The sequence below is a fragment of the Pseudomonas sp. GM60 genome, from assembly GCF_000282415.1.
Taxonomy (GTDB): Bacteria; Pseudomonadota; Gammaproteobacteria; order Pseudomonadales; family Pseudomonadaceae; genus Aquipseudomonas; species Aquipseudomonas migulae.
This window is the reverse complement of record NZ_AKJI01000125.1, coordinates 1-15987: the sequence shown is the minus strand read 5'-3', so window position 1 is coordinate 15987 and position 15987 is coordinate 1. Positions and strand designations below refer to the sequence as shown.

At 62.2% G+C, this 15987-nt stretch carries 18 protein-coding genes; all 18 read right to left on the bottom strand.

Translation table 11 applies throughout. The annotated features are described in order from the left end of the window. Positions 1 to 267: 267 nt before the first annotated feature. The 18 genes from PMI32_RS03635 to PMI32_RS03720 all read right to left on the bottom strand — a co-directional run bounded on the left by PMI32_RS03635 (position 268) and on the right by PMI32_RS03720 (position 15877). Positions 268 to 1125: a CsgG/HfaB family protein gene (locus PMI32_RS03635; RefSeq protein ID WP_008034033.1), complete on the bottom strand. Its 858-nt coding sequence runs from the start codon at positions 1123 to 1125 to the stop codon at positions 268 to 270. Positions 1126 to 1155: 30 nt separating this feature from the next. After that, the gene (locus PMI32_RS03640) at positions 1156 to 1590 is read right to left on the bottom strand and encodes a curli assembly protein CsgF (RefSeq protein WP_008034031.1); all 435 of its coding nucleotides are present in this window, start codon (positions 1588 to 1590) and stop codon (positions 1156 to 1158) included. After that, the gene (gene csgE, locus PMI32_RS03645) at positions 1587 to 1976 is read right to left on the bottom strand and encodes a curli production assembly/transport protein CsgE (protein WP_008034030.1); all 390 of its coding nucleotides are present in this window, start codon (positions 1974 to 1976) and stop codon (positions 1587 to 1589) included. The genes PMI32_RS03640 and csgE overlap by 4 nt, the downstream gene beginning before the upstream one ends. Continuing rightward, positions 1973 to 2512: a type II secretion system protein gene (locus PMI32_RS03650; protein WP_008034023.1), complete on the bottom strand. Its 540-nt coding sequence runs from the start codon at positions 2510 to 2512 to the stop codon at positions 1973 to 1975. Before PMI32_RS03650 ends, csgE begins: the two co-directional genes overlap by 4 nt. Continuing rightward, positions 2487 to 2861: a type II secretion system protein gene (locus PMI32_RS03655; RefSeq protein WP_008034019.1), complete on the bottom strand. Its 375-nt coding sequence runs from the start codon at positions 2859 to 2861 to the stop codon at positions 2487 to 2489. Before PMI32_RS03655 ends, PMI32_RS03650 begins: the two co-directional genes overlap by 26 nt. Positions 2862 to 2865: 4 nt before the next feature. Further along, a complete protein-coding gene (locus PMI32_RS03660; RefSeq protein ID WP_008034018.1) occupies positions 2866 to 3339 on the bottom strand; it encodes a type II secretion system protein in 474 nt (157 codons plus the stop codon). Between the two features lie 2 nt (positions 3340 to 3341). After that, the gene (locus PMI32_RS03665; RefSeq protein ID WP_008034017.1) at positions 3342 to 5180 is read right to left on the bottom strand and encodes a secretin GspD/PilQ domain-containing protein; all 1839 of its coding nucleotides are present in this window, start codon (positions 5178 to 5180) and stop codon (positions 3342 to 3344) included. Continuing rightward, positions 5177 to 5695 carry a hypothetical protein gene (locus PMI32_RS03670; protein WP_008034016.1) on the bottom strand — a complete coding sequence of 173 codons (519 nt, stop codon included), beginning with the start codon at positions 5693 to 5695 and terminating at the stop codon, positions 5177 to 5179. The genes PMI32_RS03665 and PMI32_RS03670 overlap by 4 nt, the downstream gene beginning before the upstream one ends. Then, on the bottom strand, positions 5695 to 6243 hold the full coding sequence (locus PMI32_RS03675; RefSeq protein ID WP_008034015.1) for a GspMb/PilO family protein: 549 nt from the start codon (positions 6241 to 6243) through the stop codon (positions 5695 to 5697). The genes PMI32_RS03670 and PMI32_RS03675 overlap by 1 nt, the downstream gene beginning before the upstream one ends. Next, on the bottom strand, positions 6230 to 6775 hold the full coding sequence (locus PMI32_RS03680; RefSeq protein WP_008034014.1) for a PilN domain-containing protein: 546 nt from the start codon (positions 6773 to 6775) through the stop codon (positions 6230 to 6232). Before PMI32_RS03680 ends, PMI32_RS03675 begins: the two co-directional genes overlap by 14 nt. Position 6776: 1 nt before the next feature. Continuing rightward, a complete protein-coding gene (locus PMI32_RS03685) occupies positions 6777 to 7580 on the bottom strand; it encodes a hypothetical protein (RefSeq protein ID WP_008034013.1) in 804 nt (267 codons plus the stop codon). Continuing rightward, positions 7561 to 9267, bottom strand: coding sequence for a GspE/PulE family protein (locus PMI32_RS03690; protein WP_008034012.1), 1707 nt, complete (start codon positions 9265 to 9267; stop codon positions 7561 to 7563). The genes PMI32_RS03685 and PMI32_RS03690 overlap by 20 nt, the downstream gene beginning before the upstream one ends. A gap of 84 nt (positions 9268 to 9351) precedes the next feature. Then, entirely contained in the window at positions 9352 to 9885 is a 534-nt protein-coding gene (locus PMI32_RS03695) for a response regulator (protein WP_008034011.1), read from the bottom strand. A 223-nt stretch (positions 9886 to 10108) separates the two neighbouring features. After that, positions 10109 to 11062, bottom strand: coding sequence for a peptidylprolyl isomerase (locus tag PMI32_RS03700; protein ID WP_008034008.1), 954 nt, complete (start codon positions 11060 to 11062; stop codon positions 10109 to 10111). A gap of 15 nt (positions 11063 to 11077) precedes the next feature. Further along, a complete protein-coding gene (locus tag PMI32_RS03705) occupies positions 11078 to 12628 on the bottom strand; it encodes a cytochrome c/ABC transporter substrate-binding protein (RefSeq protein ID WP_008034006.1) in 1551 nt (516 codons plus the stop codon). 9 nt (positions 12629 to 12637) lie between these two features. Beyond that, positions 12638 to 13258, bottom strand: coding sequence for an SCO family protein (locus PMI32_RS03710; RefSeq protein ID WP_008034005.1), 621 nt, complete (start codon positions 13256 to 13258; stop codon positions 12638 to 12640). Next, positions 13255 to 13911, bottom strand: coding sequence for an SCO family protein (locus PMI32_RS03715; RefSeq protein ID WP_008034001.1), 657 nt, complete (start codon positions 13909 to 13911; stop codon positions 13255 to 13257). The genes PMI32_RS03710 and PMI32_RS03715 overlap by 4 nt, the downstream gene beginning before the upstream one ends. 13 nt (positions 13912 to 13924) lie before the next feature. Further along, positions 13925 to 15877, bottom strand: a complete 1953-nt coding sequence (locus PMI32_RS03720; protein ID WP_008033999.1) for a YncE family protein — start codon at positions 15875 to 15877, stop codon at positions 13925 to 13927. Positions 15878 to 15987: the final 110 nt, after the last annotated feature.

Here is a 15987-nt window from a genome sequence, read left to right as displayed (position 1 = left end):
CGCCCCCGGCCATGGATGGCCGATGGCGGCGGGCCCACGGAGCAGGACCGGAGCGAGGGAACGCCGAGCCTTAGCGAGGGGCCGGACGCCGGGGCGAGACCTTTTGGTTCCTTTTGGGGCGTTTGCCAAAAGGGACTCGCCGTAAGGGCGAAACCGTAAGTAGCCGTTACCGCAGGAATGGATATGTACACCCGAAAGAAAATGGTCGGTCATGAGGCCGCCATCGCCGGCAAGCCGGCTCCTACAGAGTTCCGGGTCTGGCCTCGGTCACTCTTCTTCAGGCACCACCTTGTTCTGGGTCAGGTACCGGTCAAGCGTCTCACCGCTCTCAGGCGAATTATCCCCCGCCACCTGCCACAAACGCCGCTCGATCCCCTGGGCCAGAAGATGCCCCACCGCCGCCTCGATCGCCGACAACACACACAACTGCGCCGGCTCGTTCGTGGTGTAGCCAACCTCCGCCTCAAGCAACTTCTTGAACTCGATAAACTTGAACACCCCGGCACTACGGCCCACGGAGTAAATCGTCTTGCTGGTCATCACATTGGCCAGCACCTGCCCACTGCGCACATCCACCGCCCGCAGGTTCACCGTGACCTGATCCACCCGATACTCCCGGGAAATATCGATCCCCAGGTAACGCGCCCCTTCCCCACCACTTTTCACATTGGTGTCGTACGCAATGATCCCGCCCTCAAGCATCATGTTCGCCGCTTGCAGCGGCGGCAGTTCGCCCTGGATATTCACCGGCGTGTTCGGCTTTTTCTGCGAGGCGCGGATGATCTTGCGTTCGGTCAGCAGGTTCTGCAGCCCCTCCCGTTCCAGCACCACAAACCAGCCGCTGGCCTGCAACGCATCCATCAGCATGCTCGCCGCGCCTTGAGTGACGCTGGTAGAAAACGAACTGGCCGGAGTCGGTTTGTATTGCCCGGTCTGGTCGCGAAAACCGTACACCACCGCCATCAACCGGCCCTTGGGTCGTGGCATGTTGATCAAGTCATAGTAAGTCGAAGCCCTCGGGGTCAGTGTCGGGGTTTCGGTGTCCTGCTCAGCCCCGATCGGCTCGCGCAGACTGCACCCCTGTAACGCCGCCAACATCAGCCCTAGCACCATTATTCTTTTCATATCCTTCCCTCCCCATCAACCCGGATCCCTTCAAGGGGCCAGGCCGCTCACCTGAATTTCGGAGACTTCACCGGTCGCTCGGTCGGTCACGACGATGGTCAATTGGCCGGAGTCGTCGACCACGTTGACGATAAAAGCGTCGGTGGTCAGGCTCCCGGTGTTGCCCGCGGAAATGTTGTCCAGCAACTGCCCGAGCAACCGCGACTGCAACTGACTGGTGAACCGCTCCAGTGCCGACGTGCCGGCCGCGGCGGTGCGTTTTTTCAAGTCAGGATCGTCGTAATCGTTTTGCGCCTGGGCGTTGTTGAGCAGCCAGGTCCCGTTCAGCGGGTTACCGCCAAACGAGGGGTTGATGGGCGTGTAGACCAGCTCGGTGGCCTGGACCAGGCCACAACTGCCGAGCCCGACCAACCAGATGCCTGCCCTTGAAAACAGGCGGTGCTGCGAGAACGTTGTGGTTTTCATAGTTCGTCCCTCTCAAGGTCCGTTGTGTCCTGCAACAAGGCTTCCAGCTTGCGCTGGACGATCTGCCCGCGGACCCAGTCGGCGGCGTCATAGGCCTCTTCCTTGAGTTCCACGGTGTTCGGCGGCAAAAAACGCCGGTAAACCAGACGCTGCTGATATTCCACAGTGACCAGGGCGCCCCACCGCGCCGAAGGTCGTTCGCGTACCACCAGGTTGAAATCCATCGGGCTGGTGGCGCGCAGGCGTTCACTGAACGAGTAGTAAAAGTCGTGGCCTATGTGCGAGATCGTGTCATCGACGATGAACCCCATCATTTCGTCCTCTTCGCCGGCCGTGGCGGCAGCAGACGCCAGCATCAGGATCACGGCCACGCAGAATCGATTCATGGCTGCAACGCTTCGGGCGATTGTGACTGGCCCTTGGCAGGTCCCGATGTGCCCTCGAGAAAGGCTTTCTCGGCCACGAACTGCCAGTCCTTGTAACTCGCCATGCCGGTAAAATCCGACCACTGAGAGGGGAAGTCCGCCTGCTTGAGCGGCGTGTCCGTGGAGGCGCTGTTGAGGCCGGTGATGCGGCCGTCGAAACCGCGCATCAGGCTCCATTCACCGCCGCCGATCGGGTCCGGATACAGCTGCCGGATATGGTGTTTTGGGCTGGGAAAACGCTCGTCCTGCAACAGGTCTTCCAGCTCCTTCGGGTATTGCGCCAGGCCTGGTGAACTGCGGTAGTAGCTGCGCAATGCCTGGGCGTATTGCGTGCCGACCCAGAGCAGCTGGCGCTCACGATCACGGCGCGAGAGGGTCGACCACAACTCGCCGGCAGTGGCCAGGCCCATGCCCATCAGCATGATCAGGAACAGCACGCCCAGGTAAGTGAAACCGCCCTCGTTCGAAGGTTTACCACTCGGAATAGAGGCTGCCATCACGCGCCCTCCCTGTGGCCCCGCTTTTGATATCGGCGACGCCACCCGGTACGCCATCCGGTGGTGCGACCATGACCCAGAGGTCCTTGCGTTCGGCAATCGGGTCCATCGGCGGGTTGCGCAGGTAGCGTTGTTCCACCAGTTGCTCAAGGGAATCGGGATAACGCCCGGTGTCGCCGTAGTAGTGATCCAGGGCTTCGCGCATCACCGACAGGCTCTGGCGCAGCGTGGTCTCTTTCGAGGCCTCGAGGCTGTTGAAATAACGTGGCAAGGCGATGGTCATCAGGGTTGCGATGATTGCCATGACCACCATCAGTTCCAGCAGGGTAAACCCCTTTTCCCGACGCATAAGCTCACCACTCCCGGTAGGCGATGCCGTTGAGCCCTTTGCCACGCGCCTGGGAGTAAACGTCAAAGACGTCTTGGCCCTCGCGCGGGTTTTGAGCCGTGCTGTCATAGGAGCGCAAACCCCAGCCGCCGTCGTCGTCACGCTTGACCGGCTTCAGCGGATCATGGGGCACGCGCCGCAGAAAATAGAACTTGGCCCCCTTGGCGCTGCGCACATCGCGCACCCCCTCCACCAACACTTTCAGGTTCGGCGGATAGCCGCTGCTGTTCAGGGACTTCTCGATGTAACCGGCGTCGAATGCGCGTTTGTAAGCGTCGATGGCATCGCGAATCTGGTACAGCGCGGTGCGCAGTTCCTGCTCTTTGCCCCGGCGCACCACGGTCTCGGTCAGCGGCGCGGCCATGCCGGCCAGCAAGCCGACCAGGGCCAGCGTCACCACGACTTCGATCAGGGTAAAACCGCGTTGCGAGGCGTTCATGATCAAGGCTTCTCGATAAACACTTGAGTGGTTGAGGCCGCCACCGGCCGATCGATGTGCTCGTTCTGAATGGGCGGTTCTACCTGCCGGTCCGGTGCCTGAATGCGCATGCTGGTTTCGGTGCCGGTCGGGAATTCCATGTCCGACGGGCTCTGATACGGCAGATTGCGCACGATCCGTGGCGTGATCGACAGCACCAGTTCCGATTTGCTGACGTTGTCCTTGTTACTGCCGAACAACCGGCCCAGGCCAGGAATGTCGCCAAGCCCCGGAATCTTGTTGCCGGTGGCGCCATGGTCGTTACGCATCAGGCCGGCGAGAATCTGGGTTTCGCCGTCATGCAGGCGCAGGGTGGTCTGGGCGTTACGGGTATCGACCTGTACCGGAATCGTGCCCTGGCGGGTCGGTTCCAGTGGAGTGGCGTTACTCACTTCCAGCGCGATTTTGATCGCCACTTCGTTGTTCAGGTGCACGGTCGGCTGCACTTCCAGCTTCAGACCGACGTCCAGGTAGGTGACGCTTTCGGTGATCACCGGGCCTTGGGTCGACGGCACCGACGTGGCGCTGATGATCGGCACGCGCTGACCAATGTGGATGCGCGCCTGCTCGCGGTTGCTGACACGAATCACCGGGCTGGCCAGGGTATTGATGTCGTTGTCCTGGGCATTGATCTTGGCTTGCGGCGAAGGCGAGATGGTGATCCGGCTGGAGTCGATGCCTTTCAATTGATCGAGAATCTGCACCGGCGAACCGTCGCCGTTGACCACGCCGAAGGTGTTCGGCCATTGCAGGCCGAGGTCGAGAATCCGTTGGGTGGCAACCTCCATCACCTCCACTTCCAGCACCACTTCGGGGTTGGACTGGTCTTGCGATTGCAGGAGTTTTTCCGCCATGCGGATCGCGTCTTCGGAGTCGCGCATGGTCAGGGTGTTGAGGCGCTCATCGACAAACACGTCGCGGGTCTTGAGCATGGTTTTGATCATGTTCAGCGCGGTGTTGGCATCGATGCTGGTCAGGTAGAAGGTGCGCATCACCAACTCCTGGTAATCCTTGAGCTTTTGCGGTGAGTCCGGGTAGATCAGCAAGGTGTTTTCGTTCACCACTTTCTGATGCAACTGGTTCTGTTGCAGCAGCAGTTCCACGGCGTCTTCGATGCGCACGTCACGTACGAAGATCGTGGCTTTCATGTCCGGGCGCAGGTCCTTGTCGAAGATGAAGTTCAACCCGGCGACCTGGGACAGCACCTCGAAAATGGTTTTCAGGTTGGCGTCGCGAAACTCCAGGGTCACGGGCCGTTCCAGGCGTGTGCGCAGTTGTGGGTACTGGATGACGTTGCGGCTCTGGACCAGACGGATGTTGCTTTGCAGTTCCAGGGCGCCTTCATTTTTCGGGTCCAGTTCGAGGATCTGTTTGACCTGACGGTCGGCCCCGTAGATGTCGCCGCGACGCAAGTCGCCACGGGCCAGCTCGAGTTTTTCATCGAGGCTGCGCATGTAGTCGAGCTGGCGCATTGCATCCTGGGCGCGCCGGTTGTTCGGCTCGATGGTCAGCACCCGGTTGTAGCTGACGCGCGCGGCGGCGAAGTCCCGGTGCGAACGGTCGGTGTCAGCCTCGGTCAGCAGCGCGGTAATCGCCTTGGCGTGGGCGGAGTTGCGGGCCAGGTGCAGTTCGGTATTTCGAGGGTTTTCCCGCAGCCCTTCTTCAATACGCGCCAGGCCGGCCTCGTATTGTCCCTGCTCGATCAGCTCGGACGCTTCCTTGTTGGCGACCTGGGCAGAACTGCACGCCACCAGCCCGGCACACGCACAGCAAAAGCTCATCAGCAAACGGGATCTATTCATGGCGTGCTCCCCATAGACAAGGTCTGGGACAAATGCAAAGGCAGGTAGACGAGGCTCAGTTCCACATCGGAAATGCCCACGATCCGCCAGGTTTCGTCGATCACATCCCCTTTGCGTACGACGTATATTTTTTCTCCGCTCAGCAGAAACACTTGCTGGTCTGAACGATCATCCATGCGCCCGATAAACTGGAAAGGCATTGGCGGTGCACTGGGGACGGTCACCACCGGGGCCACGTTGACAGGTTGTTCGGTGACGCTGGCGAGCGTCGGTTCAGCCTTCCAGCTGCGGGCGGCGAACAGGTCGCCCGCCGGGCTCAAGTCCTTGATCACAGCGGCTTTGCCGGTGGCTGGCGCGGCAGGCAGAGCACCGCGGGTTTTGCTGTTGGCCGCAGTGGCCACGACGGTGACGGCCGCCTCGCCGTCGTCCGCCGACATCCAGTAATCAGGCAACCAGGCCAGCCCCGCCGCTACGCCGAAGAACCCCACCCACCCCGCTACGCGTTTGGTATTCATCATGACCTCGACAGATAAAGGGTCATGCGGATCCGCCCGGTCAGGTCGGTGTCGGCGATCTTTTTACGCTGGAACTCCACGTCCTCCACCACCACCGCCGGCAACTGACCGAGCAAGGCATGCAGGAAGCGCCGCAGTTGCGGGTAGCTGCCACGCACCGGCAGCAGAATCTGATAGCGCGCCAGATGGGTCTTGGGGTCGATGCCCAGGGCATATTCACCGCGTGCCAGGGTGATGTGTTCCTGGGCCGCCAACGCGTAGATCTTGTCGATGGCCACCGTGGCTTGCGGCTGCGAAGGCAGCTTGCTGCGGAAGTCGTCGAGCTGACGTTGTGGCACCACCGGCGCGGCGACGCTGCCGTCTTCAACCCTGGCCAGGTATTCACCGGCTTCGCGGGTCTGTTGGCTGAGCTGTTGCAGCGATTGCCAGTCCGGCATCAAGCCCGCCAGGCCATAGACCGATGCCAACGCCAGCAGCGCCATCCCTGCCAGACCGGGAATGCCCAGGCCTTGCAGGTATTCGTGGACGATCAGTCTAGGGATTTGCATCGCCAATCTCCCAGGTAGCCGACAGGTTGAATTGCACCGGATGCTCGGGCACGTTGGCCACGATTTCGTGGCTCAGCAGCGACACATCGGACAGCTCGTCGCTGGCCTCGAGGTTGCGGTGGAAGTCGAGCATGGCGTCGAGGTCTTTCGCCTCGGCGCTGATCCGCACCTGGCCTTTGCGCGCATCGGGGGTCAGGGTCAGCAAGGCGATATCGCCCCGGGGCATGGCTTCGAGCATGGCGAACAGGCGCTCCCACGGCCGGCGCAGTTGCTGCGAGACCTTGCGCATCTCGGCGAGGTTTTGTGCCTGCTCGCGGATTTGCGCCGGGGTCAGGCTGACCTTGCCGCCATCGTCGCCGGTGAGGACGCGCTGGGCGGTTTGCAGATGGCCCTGTTGTTGCGCGGTCTGATCACTGAGGTGTTGCTGAACCGCCACGCAAATCAGGCTCAACACCACGCCCACGGCCAGCAGGCTCCAGCCCAGGGGGCCCGAGCGGTGGCGCGGCTGAAAGTCGAGCATCAGGGCGCGCATGTCAGGCCACCGCCCGGGACATGACGTACAAGCCATCGCGTACGGTTGTCCGGTCTTCTTCAAGGGTGCGCAAGTGCACGCCGGGAATGTCGGGTTGCACATCGATACGCGCGGGCGCATGCAGGTAAACGTTCAGTGGCCGCTCGCTGGTGGAGGCCTGCAATTGGCTTTCACGACCGATCAACGCGGTCAGTGCGGCGTCGCTGTCGCCGGTGCCCACCGAACGCACCGAGGCCCAGCGGCCTTCCCGGGCCAGCAGCAATACGCTGCGTACCGGCTCGGCGACCACGAACAGGAAGTCGCCGGTATCGAGGCTTTTATCGAAGTGGTTGAACGCCGTCATCAGGTACGGCTGCACCGAACGCAGGCGCAGGCCCCGGGCGCTGACCAGGGTGCGCAGACGCGTCAGCAAATCCTGCGGCAGTGCGCTGGCGACCCGGTCGTAGCCGGCCGGTTCCGGCGAGAGCACCAGGCTCCAGGGTTGCGTTGGCACACCATAAAGGTCTTCAAAGCAAAGCCGGGCAAACCCGAGCAATTCGTCAGGGCTGCTGATCTGTTCGCTCCAGGGCACCAGACAGAAACGGCTGAAGTGCCCGGAAATCACCACGCTCAACTCGGCACCAGCGTGGGTGTGATCGGCCAGCAGATGATCGAGGGTGTCCAGCGCCACCGCCCAGGCGTGGAAGCCTTCGTCGATAAAACCGACGCTGCCCAGCCACAGGGTTTCGCTGCCACGGCGCTGGCCGAGGCCGACCCCACTGGCGCCGAGCACGGCGATAAAACGATCACGAGACAAAAGTGACACGATTGATCTCCTCGAGCGTGGTGCGCCCTTCCTGAACCAGTTCCAGCGCCGACTCGCGCAGCAAGCGCAAGCCACGTTTGCACGCATGGGTTTTGATTTTCGAAATCGGTTGGCGCTCGACGATCATCTGCCGCAGCTCGTCGTCCAGGTGCAGCAGCTCGGCGATCGCCGTGCGCCCGCGATAACCGGTGCCCCGGCAATGCCCGCAGCCCTTGCCGTGAACGAAGTGGAAGTGATCGACGTTGTGGGGGTCGAGACCCGAAGCGAGCAGTTCGTCATCGGTCGGGGTGCACGGCGCGCTGCAACTGGTGCAAACCAGACGGATCAAGCGCTGCGCCAGCACGGCATTGAGCGCCGAGACGAGGCTGTAGGGATCGATTTCCATCTGGGTGAACCGGCCGATGACATCGAACACGTTGTTGGCGTGGATCGTGGTGAACACCAGGTGGCCGGTGAGCGCCGATTGCACGGCGATCTGCGCGGTGTCGGGGTCACGGATTTCACCGACCATGATCTTGTCCGGGTCATGACGCAGGATCGAGCGCAAGCCACGAGCGAAGGTCAGGCCTTTCTTTTCATTCACAGGGATTTGCAGCACGCCCGGCAACTGATATTCCACCGGGTCTTCAATGGTGATGATCTTGTCCACGCCGTGGTTGATCTCGGTGATCATCGCGTACAGCGTGGTGGTCTTGCCGCTACCGGTGGGGCCGGTCACCAGCACCATGCCGTAGGGTTCGGCGGCCAGCCTGCGCAGTTGGCGCAAGGTTTCGTCTTCAAAGCCCAGCGCCTGCAACTGCACACCGCAAACCTTGTCCGCCAGGTCCTGTTTGTCGAGCACCCGCAGCACCGCGTCTTCACCGAAGATGCTCGGCATGATCGAGACCCGGAAGTCGATCTGCCGGCCACTGATGCCGATCTTGAAGCGACCGTCCTGAGGCACGCGCTTCTCGCCGATGTCCAGTTCGGCCATGACCTTGACCCTGGAAATCACCTGCTCGGCGAACTCGCTGCCCTGGATCTTGCTGATGTTGTTGAGCACACCGTCAATGCGGTACTTGATCACCAGGCCGCTGCCGGTGGTGCCCAAATGGATATCGCTGGCGTGCATTTTCAAGGCATCGTACAGGGTCGAGTTGACCAGTTTGACGACGACGCTGGCGTCTTCGCTGATGCTGGTCAGGGACAGGCTTTGCAGGGTGTCGGTTTCGATGTTGGCATCGGCCTGGGCGTTGAGCGATTCCACCGCGTGGAAGCTCTCTTCGTGACGTGCCAGATAGGCTTTCAGGTCGTCGGCATGCACTAGGTACAGGGGCGCGCCGTGCAGGCAGTCATCGATCCAGGCCAGGCGCGACGTGTCGAACGGGTCGGCGAACACGCCGATGATCTCCTCGTCGTGGCGCAACAGAATGAATTCGCGCTTGAGGCATTGGGCCAGGGTGACCCTGTCGAATACGGGAGTGGACTTGAACAGGTTGTCGGTGTCGAGCACCGGATAATGCAGGGTGGCGCCGAGGCACTGGATGAAGGGCATGGGGGCCAGTTCGCACAATACCCCGAGGGCTTCGAGCATCCGCTCGCCGGAACTGGCGGCCAGTGATCGTGCCTGGGCCAATTGCTCACTGGAAAAGCGCGACGGTACGGATTCCAACTGCGCCGGTTCGACGGCAAGGGATAGACGGTCCATGGCTTGCTCTCCAACGCCGGGGGCTTTGAGCCCTGTCGACGCGGCGAGCAATTACGGCGGTTACCGCAACGGCTGGTCGCGCCACTACTCCCCGGTGAGCAATTGTTCGTCGTCTGGTGCCTTGGACGTCGAGTGATTGCGTCGACGATCCGCCAGCACCCAACTGCCGTCGTACAACTGCAGCGGGAAACTCTCGGTCCTGCTCTGGCGTCGTTCGACAAACCCCTCGGATGTGCGCGCGCCTGCTTTGGGTTCGCGCTCCATCCCCAGAAGGTCACAGACTGCACGGGCCAGTTCCGCCATTGGAAACGGTTTGAACAGGATATGGCTGACTCCCACCTGCCGGGCCCGCTCACAGACTTCAGCGGTCGGGTGCCCGGTAATCAGCACAAAATGACAGTTCCTGTTCCGGCGGATGGCATCGAGCACCTCAAAGCCTTCCATATCGGGCAAGCGGTAATCGAACACCATCACATCGGGTGCAAACTGCTCGGCTTCGCCGATAGCCGCCGCACCGTCATGTGCAACCCGGACGTCCAGTGCTTGCGCCTCAAGGTAATCCTTGAGGTTTTGTGCAAGAAGCTGTTCGTCATCGACAACCAGTACTTTGTTTAACAAGGTGGACTCCTTGAAACCGCAGGCCCGAGTTCCGAACCTGGCAGAGTGCTCGCCTTACCGAGGCTAACGCACACTTCATGCCAGGCTGGACGCCGGGTGTTTCACCACTGCATGTGTTTGATTTTCATAAAAAAGCCTTTCCGCCCAAATACACCGCCCCCCCAAAGGCGGGGGCGCACACGGAATTGCCCTGAAGCTTTTCCCCACTATTGGGGGGGAACCTTCATTCATCGTCAATTCGTTCGATTCGATTACGCGATCGCAGTTGCGCCAAAACCTGCAGGCGAACCTGAGCCTGTTGCTGTCGGTCGAGGTATGCCCTGACCATCTCAAGCCCTTGCACCTCTGTGACATCGGTCACCTCCCTGTGGTTCTGCACCTGGATCAAGTGCCAGCCCAGTGCCGTGCGAACCGGCTCACTCACTGCACCCGGTGCCAGGGCAAAGGCTGCCGCTTCAAACGCTGGCAGCATGCGTCCACGTGGAAAATAGCCCAGATCTCCGCCCTCGTTCGCCGAGGCATCTTCGGACCCCGTCCGGGCCACGCTGGCGAAGTCCGCGCCCTGGCGGATTGTCGCCTGCATGTGCACCAAGCGTAGCCGCGCCGCTTCGACTGTGGCGGCATCGGCGTCCTGAGCAACCTTGATCAGGATGTGCCGCGCCTGCACCGCTTCGGGCTGGCTCATCTGCGCGCGGTGCTCTTCATAGAACGCGCGGACCTGTTTTTCGTCCGGCCCCTCGACGCTGGTCAGCTCGGCAAACACCTGCTGAGCCGCGAGTTCACGGCGGGTGTATTCGACAAAACCGGCCTCGTCGAAACCCGCGTCTTCCAGGCGCCGAGCGAATTTCTCGGCACCGCCAATGGCCTGCCGGGTCTGTTCAACCTGGCGTTGCACGGTGGCATCGCTGATCACCACCCCACGCTTGACCGCTTCCTGCCACAGCAACTCGCGGTCGATCAATGCGTCCAGCGCCTTTTGCCGAAGTTGCTTGTACGCCTTGGGATTACGAATGCTGCCCAGCGCCCGGCCCTGGTCCTCCAGGTACTCGGCAAAATAGCGTTCGAGGCGGAACTGGGAAATCTCCTCGCCATTGACCCGCGCGGCGACCGGCCCATTGCTGCCGAACGCCACGGGCAGCCATAGGGTCAGCAGGATCAACAGAGTCTTGAGCGTCATGATCGAGGCCTCCGGTCAGGGTTTCGCGGTAATGGGCTTGTAAGGGGCGACCAGGTAGAAGCGCTGGTCGGGCAAATCCACGGTGACGATATGCGCGCCGCTCAAGCCCAGCCGCTGGCCCGGCCCGAAGCTGAGGCGCGGGGTCAGCCCGGTGTCGAAGTCATGCAGGCCTTCCAGCGCATAGATCAGCTTCTCGCGGCTGGCGTCGCGCCCGGCCTGCTTCATGCCTTCGCTGAGCAACAGCATCGAACTGAACGCGCCGACTTGCAGCACCGCGTGCTGGCCACCGAGCCCCTGCTGTTCGCGCAACTGGATCAGGGCCAGGCGCCCGGCCAGGGTCCAGTCGCTGGGCACGAACGGATAGGACAAGAACAACCGCCGGGAAAAACCACTGGGCACTCGCAAAAGGTCACCCGCCACCTGATTCGCCATGGCGAACAGGTAAGGAACCTGCCCCGCTCTCTGCAACCTTTCGGCAAGCAGGCTGAAATCGCTACCGCAGCCCAGGTAAAACAATGAGCGCGAGCCCAGCGGCAGTTGGTCCTTTACCGGGTCGTAGGCCTGCAGGCTGACATTTTGCCAGGCGTGATCTTGCAGGTACTGACGCAGGGTATGAGCCGCCAGTCGTTGACCGGGATCGTCCGTGTAGGTAATCAGCGTCGGGCCCTGGAGCACGCGCAAACTCCCGGTGGCGTAATCGGCCAGGGCGATCAGTTGCTCGCGCACCCCGGGCATCGGTTCAAAAATCTGTCGACTGCTCTGCGCCGAACCCTGCAATGAGAGCGGACCGATCAACGGAATGCCCGCCTGCTCCAGACGCGAAACCAGTTGCGTGTCGAGTGCCGGCGCCAGTGGCGCGATCAGGGCAAACACCTGCTCCTGATAAATCAACTGATCCAGCGCCCGCCCGGCACTGACAGGGTCCGGCCCCGGGTCGAGGATCGTCAGGCGCACCTGCCGGCCATGAATCCCCCCCGCCTTGTTGATGCGCGCCACGCTGCCTTTGAGTACCGCTGCCACCGTCGCGCCCTCCTCCGCCAACGGTCCCTGACTCGGCAACAACGTGCCCAGGTGCAGGCTGTCAGGCGTCAGGCCGGGGTCGCGCTCATCAGCCAGGCGTTTGAGGTAGGCCGTGAGGTTGCGCTGATCCTTCATCGAAAGCACGAACCGCGGCATCGCCGGGTCGAGGCGATTGTTGGCGGAATCGCGCCCCTCCTGGATCGCCCGCGCCAGGGTGCCGTCGGTGTACGCCGGGTAGTTGCGGCCATTGACGTGCCGTTGGCCATAGGTGCTGGTCAGCCGCGACCAGCTCAGATCGGGTGGACGCACCCCGCCCTCGGGCCGGCCCAGGCCATCGGCGCCGTGGCAGTTGGCGCACGGCAGGCTGGTGGCCGGCAGCAACATGCCCGTCGCCCCGATACGCGCCATGATCGGTTCACCGCTGCCCGACACGCCCTCGCGGTACAGCCGTTTGCCGGCACTTTCGTCAGGGTTCAAGGGCAATGTATCGGCGGCGCAATGAAGATTGCCGATCAGGAACAGGCCGAGGATCAGGGAGATTTTCATGGTGCGGGCTCAGCGACCGGCCACGGGCATTGTCAGCAATTGCAAGCGCTGGGCAATGGCGGCGGCCGGGGCATCGGGGCGGATTTTGCTCCAGCGTTTGTTGGCTACGTCACCCACAATCAGTTGCGTTGAATGTTGCTCGGGAGTCGGCACGATCTGGCCGATGCGCCCCAGCACCAGATCCATTTGCGCCTTGTCGCCAGTGAGAAAAAGCCAGTGGGGGCCATTGACGCCCTGCTTCAAGGTGTAAGCCTTGAGTACCGCCGGGGTATCCCGCAGCGGATCACTGGTAAGGGAGATAAAGGTAATGCCGTCTGCTTTATCGCCCAGCAACTCACGCACTTCCTTGAGCTTGCGAGTGATCAGCGGGCAGGCATCCGTGCAACTGGTGAAAATCACGTTCAGCAGCACCACGCGGTTATGCAGCGCGTCGCTGTAGAAGCGCAGGGTCTCGCCGTTCTGGTCCTGCAACGGCGTGTCGGTGAACCAGGTTTTCGCATCGCGCGTGCCGCTCGCCGGTTGTGCGGTGGCCACGACGGGTGCGGGTTCTTCGTGCCCTTCGTGAGCGAAGGCCAACGAGCTGAAAATCCAGAAGCACAGGCTCAACGCAACCCAGTCGATGATTCTCATGGTTGCTGCTCCATGGCAATGGCAGTGTGTTTGGCGTGGCTGTTGCGCTGGCCGCTGAGTTTCTCCACTTCACGGGTCAGTACGGTCGGGTCGGTGAAACCGTAATAGCGCGTCCAGTGGCGGCTGTTGCCGTCGCCGACGAGGATCAGCGGCTGGTGGTTCTTGAAGTCGCCGCTGAACGTGCCGAGGCCTTTGAGGGTGGCGTCGATCGATTGCGCACTGCCGGTCAGCCAGCTCCAGCCCGGACCGTTCTGGAAGCTGCGGGCGTAGGCGTTCAGGCGTTTGGCGTCATCACGCTGCGGGTCGATGCTGATCGAGACCAGTTGCACCTCGGTGCCCACCCGCGCGCCCAGCTGTTTCTGCACTTTGCCCATGATCGACGACACCACCGGGCACACCGTGGTGCAACTGGTGTAAATGAAGCTCATGACCACGATTTTGTTGGTCACCAGATCCTTCTCCAGACGCACCGGCTTGCCGTTCTGGTCCACCAGCGCGACGTCGGCGAACTTGACCTGGGCGCTTTCCGATCGAGCGCCTTTGGCCGGCATGTCGTGCCCGGCGTGTTCATCCGCCGAGTGCGCCAGGGCTTGCCCCACGCCGATGGTCAACAGGTAGAACGTCAGCAGTCCACGGTGTGCGAATCGGTTCATGTCAATTGCCTCTTCAACGGGCATCGCCGGGCAGGACCCGAACGCTGGCAAAGGTCTTGTCATCGAAATTCGCGCCAAGGGACGCCGCACGCACGTGCAGGTACCAGGCGCCGTTCTGATCGAGCGTCACTGGGGCTTCGTAGATTCCGTTGCCGACCTCAAGGGCCGCGACTTCCCGAGCTCGCGAAGTCGGGGCTCGGAAGTAGCGCACCTGCACGTCTTTCACGCCACTGCGCTGGGCTTTCTGTTGGCCCTCAACGATGCGAAAGCGCACGGTGTACGGGCTGCCGAGGGCGGCCGTGGCGTTGTCGAGCAGGAATTCGACTTTCGGTACGCCGGGGTGTCGGCTGAGGCGGGTATCCGGTTCAACCAGCGTCGTGAAGCAATGGATGATGTTCGGCTGGTTGAGCAGGAACGCCACGTCGAAACGCCCGGCCGGAGGCAGTTTGACCCGCGCGCTGTACAGCCCCGGCTCGACTTCGCGCAGGCTGCGGTCGATGACCATCGCCGCCCGCGCCACTTGCCCGCGATTGGGGTAACCGGACATCGGTGCGTTCATGCCTTCGGCGTAGAAATAGGTGGTGTTGTCCACCGGGTTGACCACAAACACCGCGTTGTCGTCCCGCGATACCGCAAGGCTCGACGCCAGCGGCAAATCACCGGCCAGCCGTGGCGCCTGGGGCCCGGCTTCGAAACCCTGGCTGATCGGCTGGCGACCTTCGCCGAGCGATGACAGGTTGATCATCGTCACCTTGGGCGACGCCAGTCCGCGTACATAGGCGTAAGCCTTGGTGAACACCAGTTGATACGGTTCGGCGGACACGTCCAGTTCATGGACCAGCGAATCGGTGGCGGTGTCGATCACGGCCACCTGGTTTTCCAGGGTGTTGAGGACGATGCCAAATCGACCGTCGGCGCTGAAACCCATCGGGCCCAGGCCCTGTTTCATCTTGATCACCCGGCGCACGTCGAGGCTGGCGGTATCGACCACGGTCACGGTGCCGTCCTTGCCGTCGGCGACGTACACCGCCTGGGACAGCGGCGAATACGCCACCGACAAAGGGTGCGAGCCGGTCTTGAGTTGCTTGCTGAGGGTCAGGCTGGCGATGTCGATGATGCTCAGCGTGCCGTCGTCGCGGTTGGTGATGAAGGCAAACCGGCTGTCCTTGCTGAAGGCGATTTCGTGATGCCCGGCGCCGGTGGCCAGGTGTTTGAGCGGCTTCAGGCTTTGACTGTCGATCACGGTGACCCCGGACGCTTCGGCCTTCGGCGCATTGTTGCCGACCCACAGCAGGCGCTCGTCCGGTTGCAACGCTACGCGCACCGGGTGGGTGCCGGCGGCCACCGAGGCGATCAACTTGAATTGTTCGCTGTCGATCACCGCCACTTCGCCGGCGGTGGGCATGGAGATGAATACGCGTTTGTTGTCCTTCGGTGTGACCCAATCCATCGGCGGCCGCTTGAGGTCGATGCGGGCCATGGTGCTGGTGATACCGCCCACCGAGACCGACGGGTCGACCACGGAGACGCTGGCATCACGGTTCATCACCAGCAGGAAATAGCTGTTCAGGTCGAGCAGCGGCCGTGCGCCGATGCTCGATTTCAGGAACACCCCGACCCGGGATTTGCAACTCCGGTCACGGCCCTGGGCCAGGTCGGCGGCAACGGTTTCCGGGTCCAGCCAGGCACCGGGGTTGACGCCGGAAAGGGGTTGGCCCGAAGCGCTGTCACTGACCCGGAAGAGCACGTCGGCAAACTCGTCTTCGCGCAGCACACCGTCCTCGGCCAATGGCTGCATTTGCAAGGTTACGGACACGCCGTCACGCTCCAGCGTCTGACCGCTCCAGGTGTCCGGTAGCGCTATCTCGCTGAGCATGTCGGGCGGAGTCGTGCGCCAGACGCCCAACCAGATCAGCGCCAGCCCGACAACCAGCGCACAACCGGCAATTGCAGTGGTCCTGTTCATGTCACCTTCTCCCCTTACAGATCTGCGCCTGTCTTGCGGCCGCCATCGCTGGCAAGCCAGCTCCTACAATTTGCCCTGTGCGAACCCAATCCCTTGTAGGAGCCAGCTTG

Excerpts from the sequence above, each read along its gene's own strand:
- PMI32_RS03635 (WP_008034033.1), bottom strand. The coding sequence starts at position 1,125 with ATGAAAAGAATAATGGTGCTAGGGCTGATGTTGGCGGCGTTACAGGGG.
- PMI32_RS03640 (WP_008034031.1), bottom strand. The coding sequence starts at position 1,590 with ATGAAAACCACAACGTTCTCGCAGCACCGCCTGTTTTCAAGGGCAGGC.
- csgE (WP_008034030.1), bottom strand. The coding sequence starts at position 1,976 with ATGAATCGATTCTGCGTGGCCGTGATCCTGATGCTGGCGTCTGCTGCC.
- PMI32_RS03650 (WP_008034023.1), bottom strand. The coding sequence starts at position 2,512 with ATGGCAGCCTCTATTCCGAGTGGTAAACCTTCGAACGAGGGCGGTTTC.
- PMI32_RS03655 (WP_008034019.1), bottom strand. The coding sequence starts at position 2,861 with ATGCGTCGGGAAAAGGGGTTTACCCTGCTGGAACTGATGGTGGTCATG.
- PMI32_RS03660 (WP_008034018.1), bottom strand. The coding sequence starts at position 3,339 with ATGAACGCCTCGCAACGCGGTTTTACCCTGATCGAAGTCGTGGTGACG.
- PMI32_RS03665 (WP_008034017.1), bottom strand. The coding sequence starts at position 5,180 with ATGAATAGATCCCGTTTGCTGATGAGCTTTTGCTGTGCGTGTGCCGGG.
- PMI32_RS03670 (WP_008034016.1), bottom strand. The coding sequence starts at position 5,695 with ATGAATACCAAACGCGTAGCGGGGTGGGTGGGGTTCTTCGGCGTAGCG.
- PMI32_RS03675 (WP_008034015.1), bottom strand. The coding sequence starts at position 6,243 with ATGCAAATCCCTAGACTGATCGTCCACGAATACCTGCAAGGCCTGGGC.
- PMI32_RS03680 (WP_008034014.1), bottom strand. The coding sequence starts at position 6,775 with ATGCGCGCCCTGATGCTCGACTTTCAGCCGCGCCACCGCTCGGGCCCC.
- PMI32_RS03690 (WP_008034012.1), bottom strand. The coding sequence starts at position 9,267 with ATGGACCGTCTATCCCTTGCCGTCGAACCGGCGCAGTTGGAATCCGTA.
- PMI32_RS03700 (WP_008034008.1), bottom strand. The coding sequence starts at position 11,062 with ATGACGCTCAAGACTCTGTTGATCCTGCTGACCCTATGGCTGCCCGTG.
- PMI32_RS03705 (WP_008034006.1), bottom strand. The coding sequence starts at position 12,628 with ATGAAAATCTCCCTGATCCTCGGCCTGTTCCTGATCGGCAATCTTCAT.
- PMI32_RS03710 (WP_008034005.1), bottom strand. The coding sequence starts at position 13,258 with ATGAGAATCATCGACTGGGTTGCGTTGAGCCTGTGCTTCTGGATTTTC.
- PMI32_RS03715 (WP_008034001.1), bottom strand. The coding sequence starts at position 13,911 with ATGAACCGATTCGCACACCGTGGACTGCTGACGTTCTACCTGTTGACC.
- PMI32_RS03720 (WP_008033999.1), bottom strand. The coding sequence starts at position 15,877 with ATGAACAGGACCACTGCAATTGCCGGTTGTGCGCTGGTTGTCGGGCTG.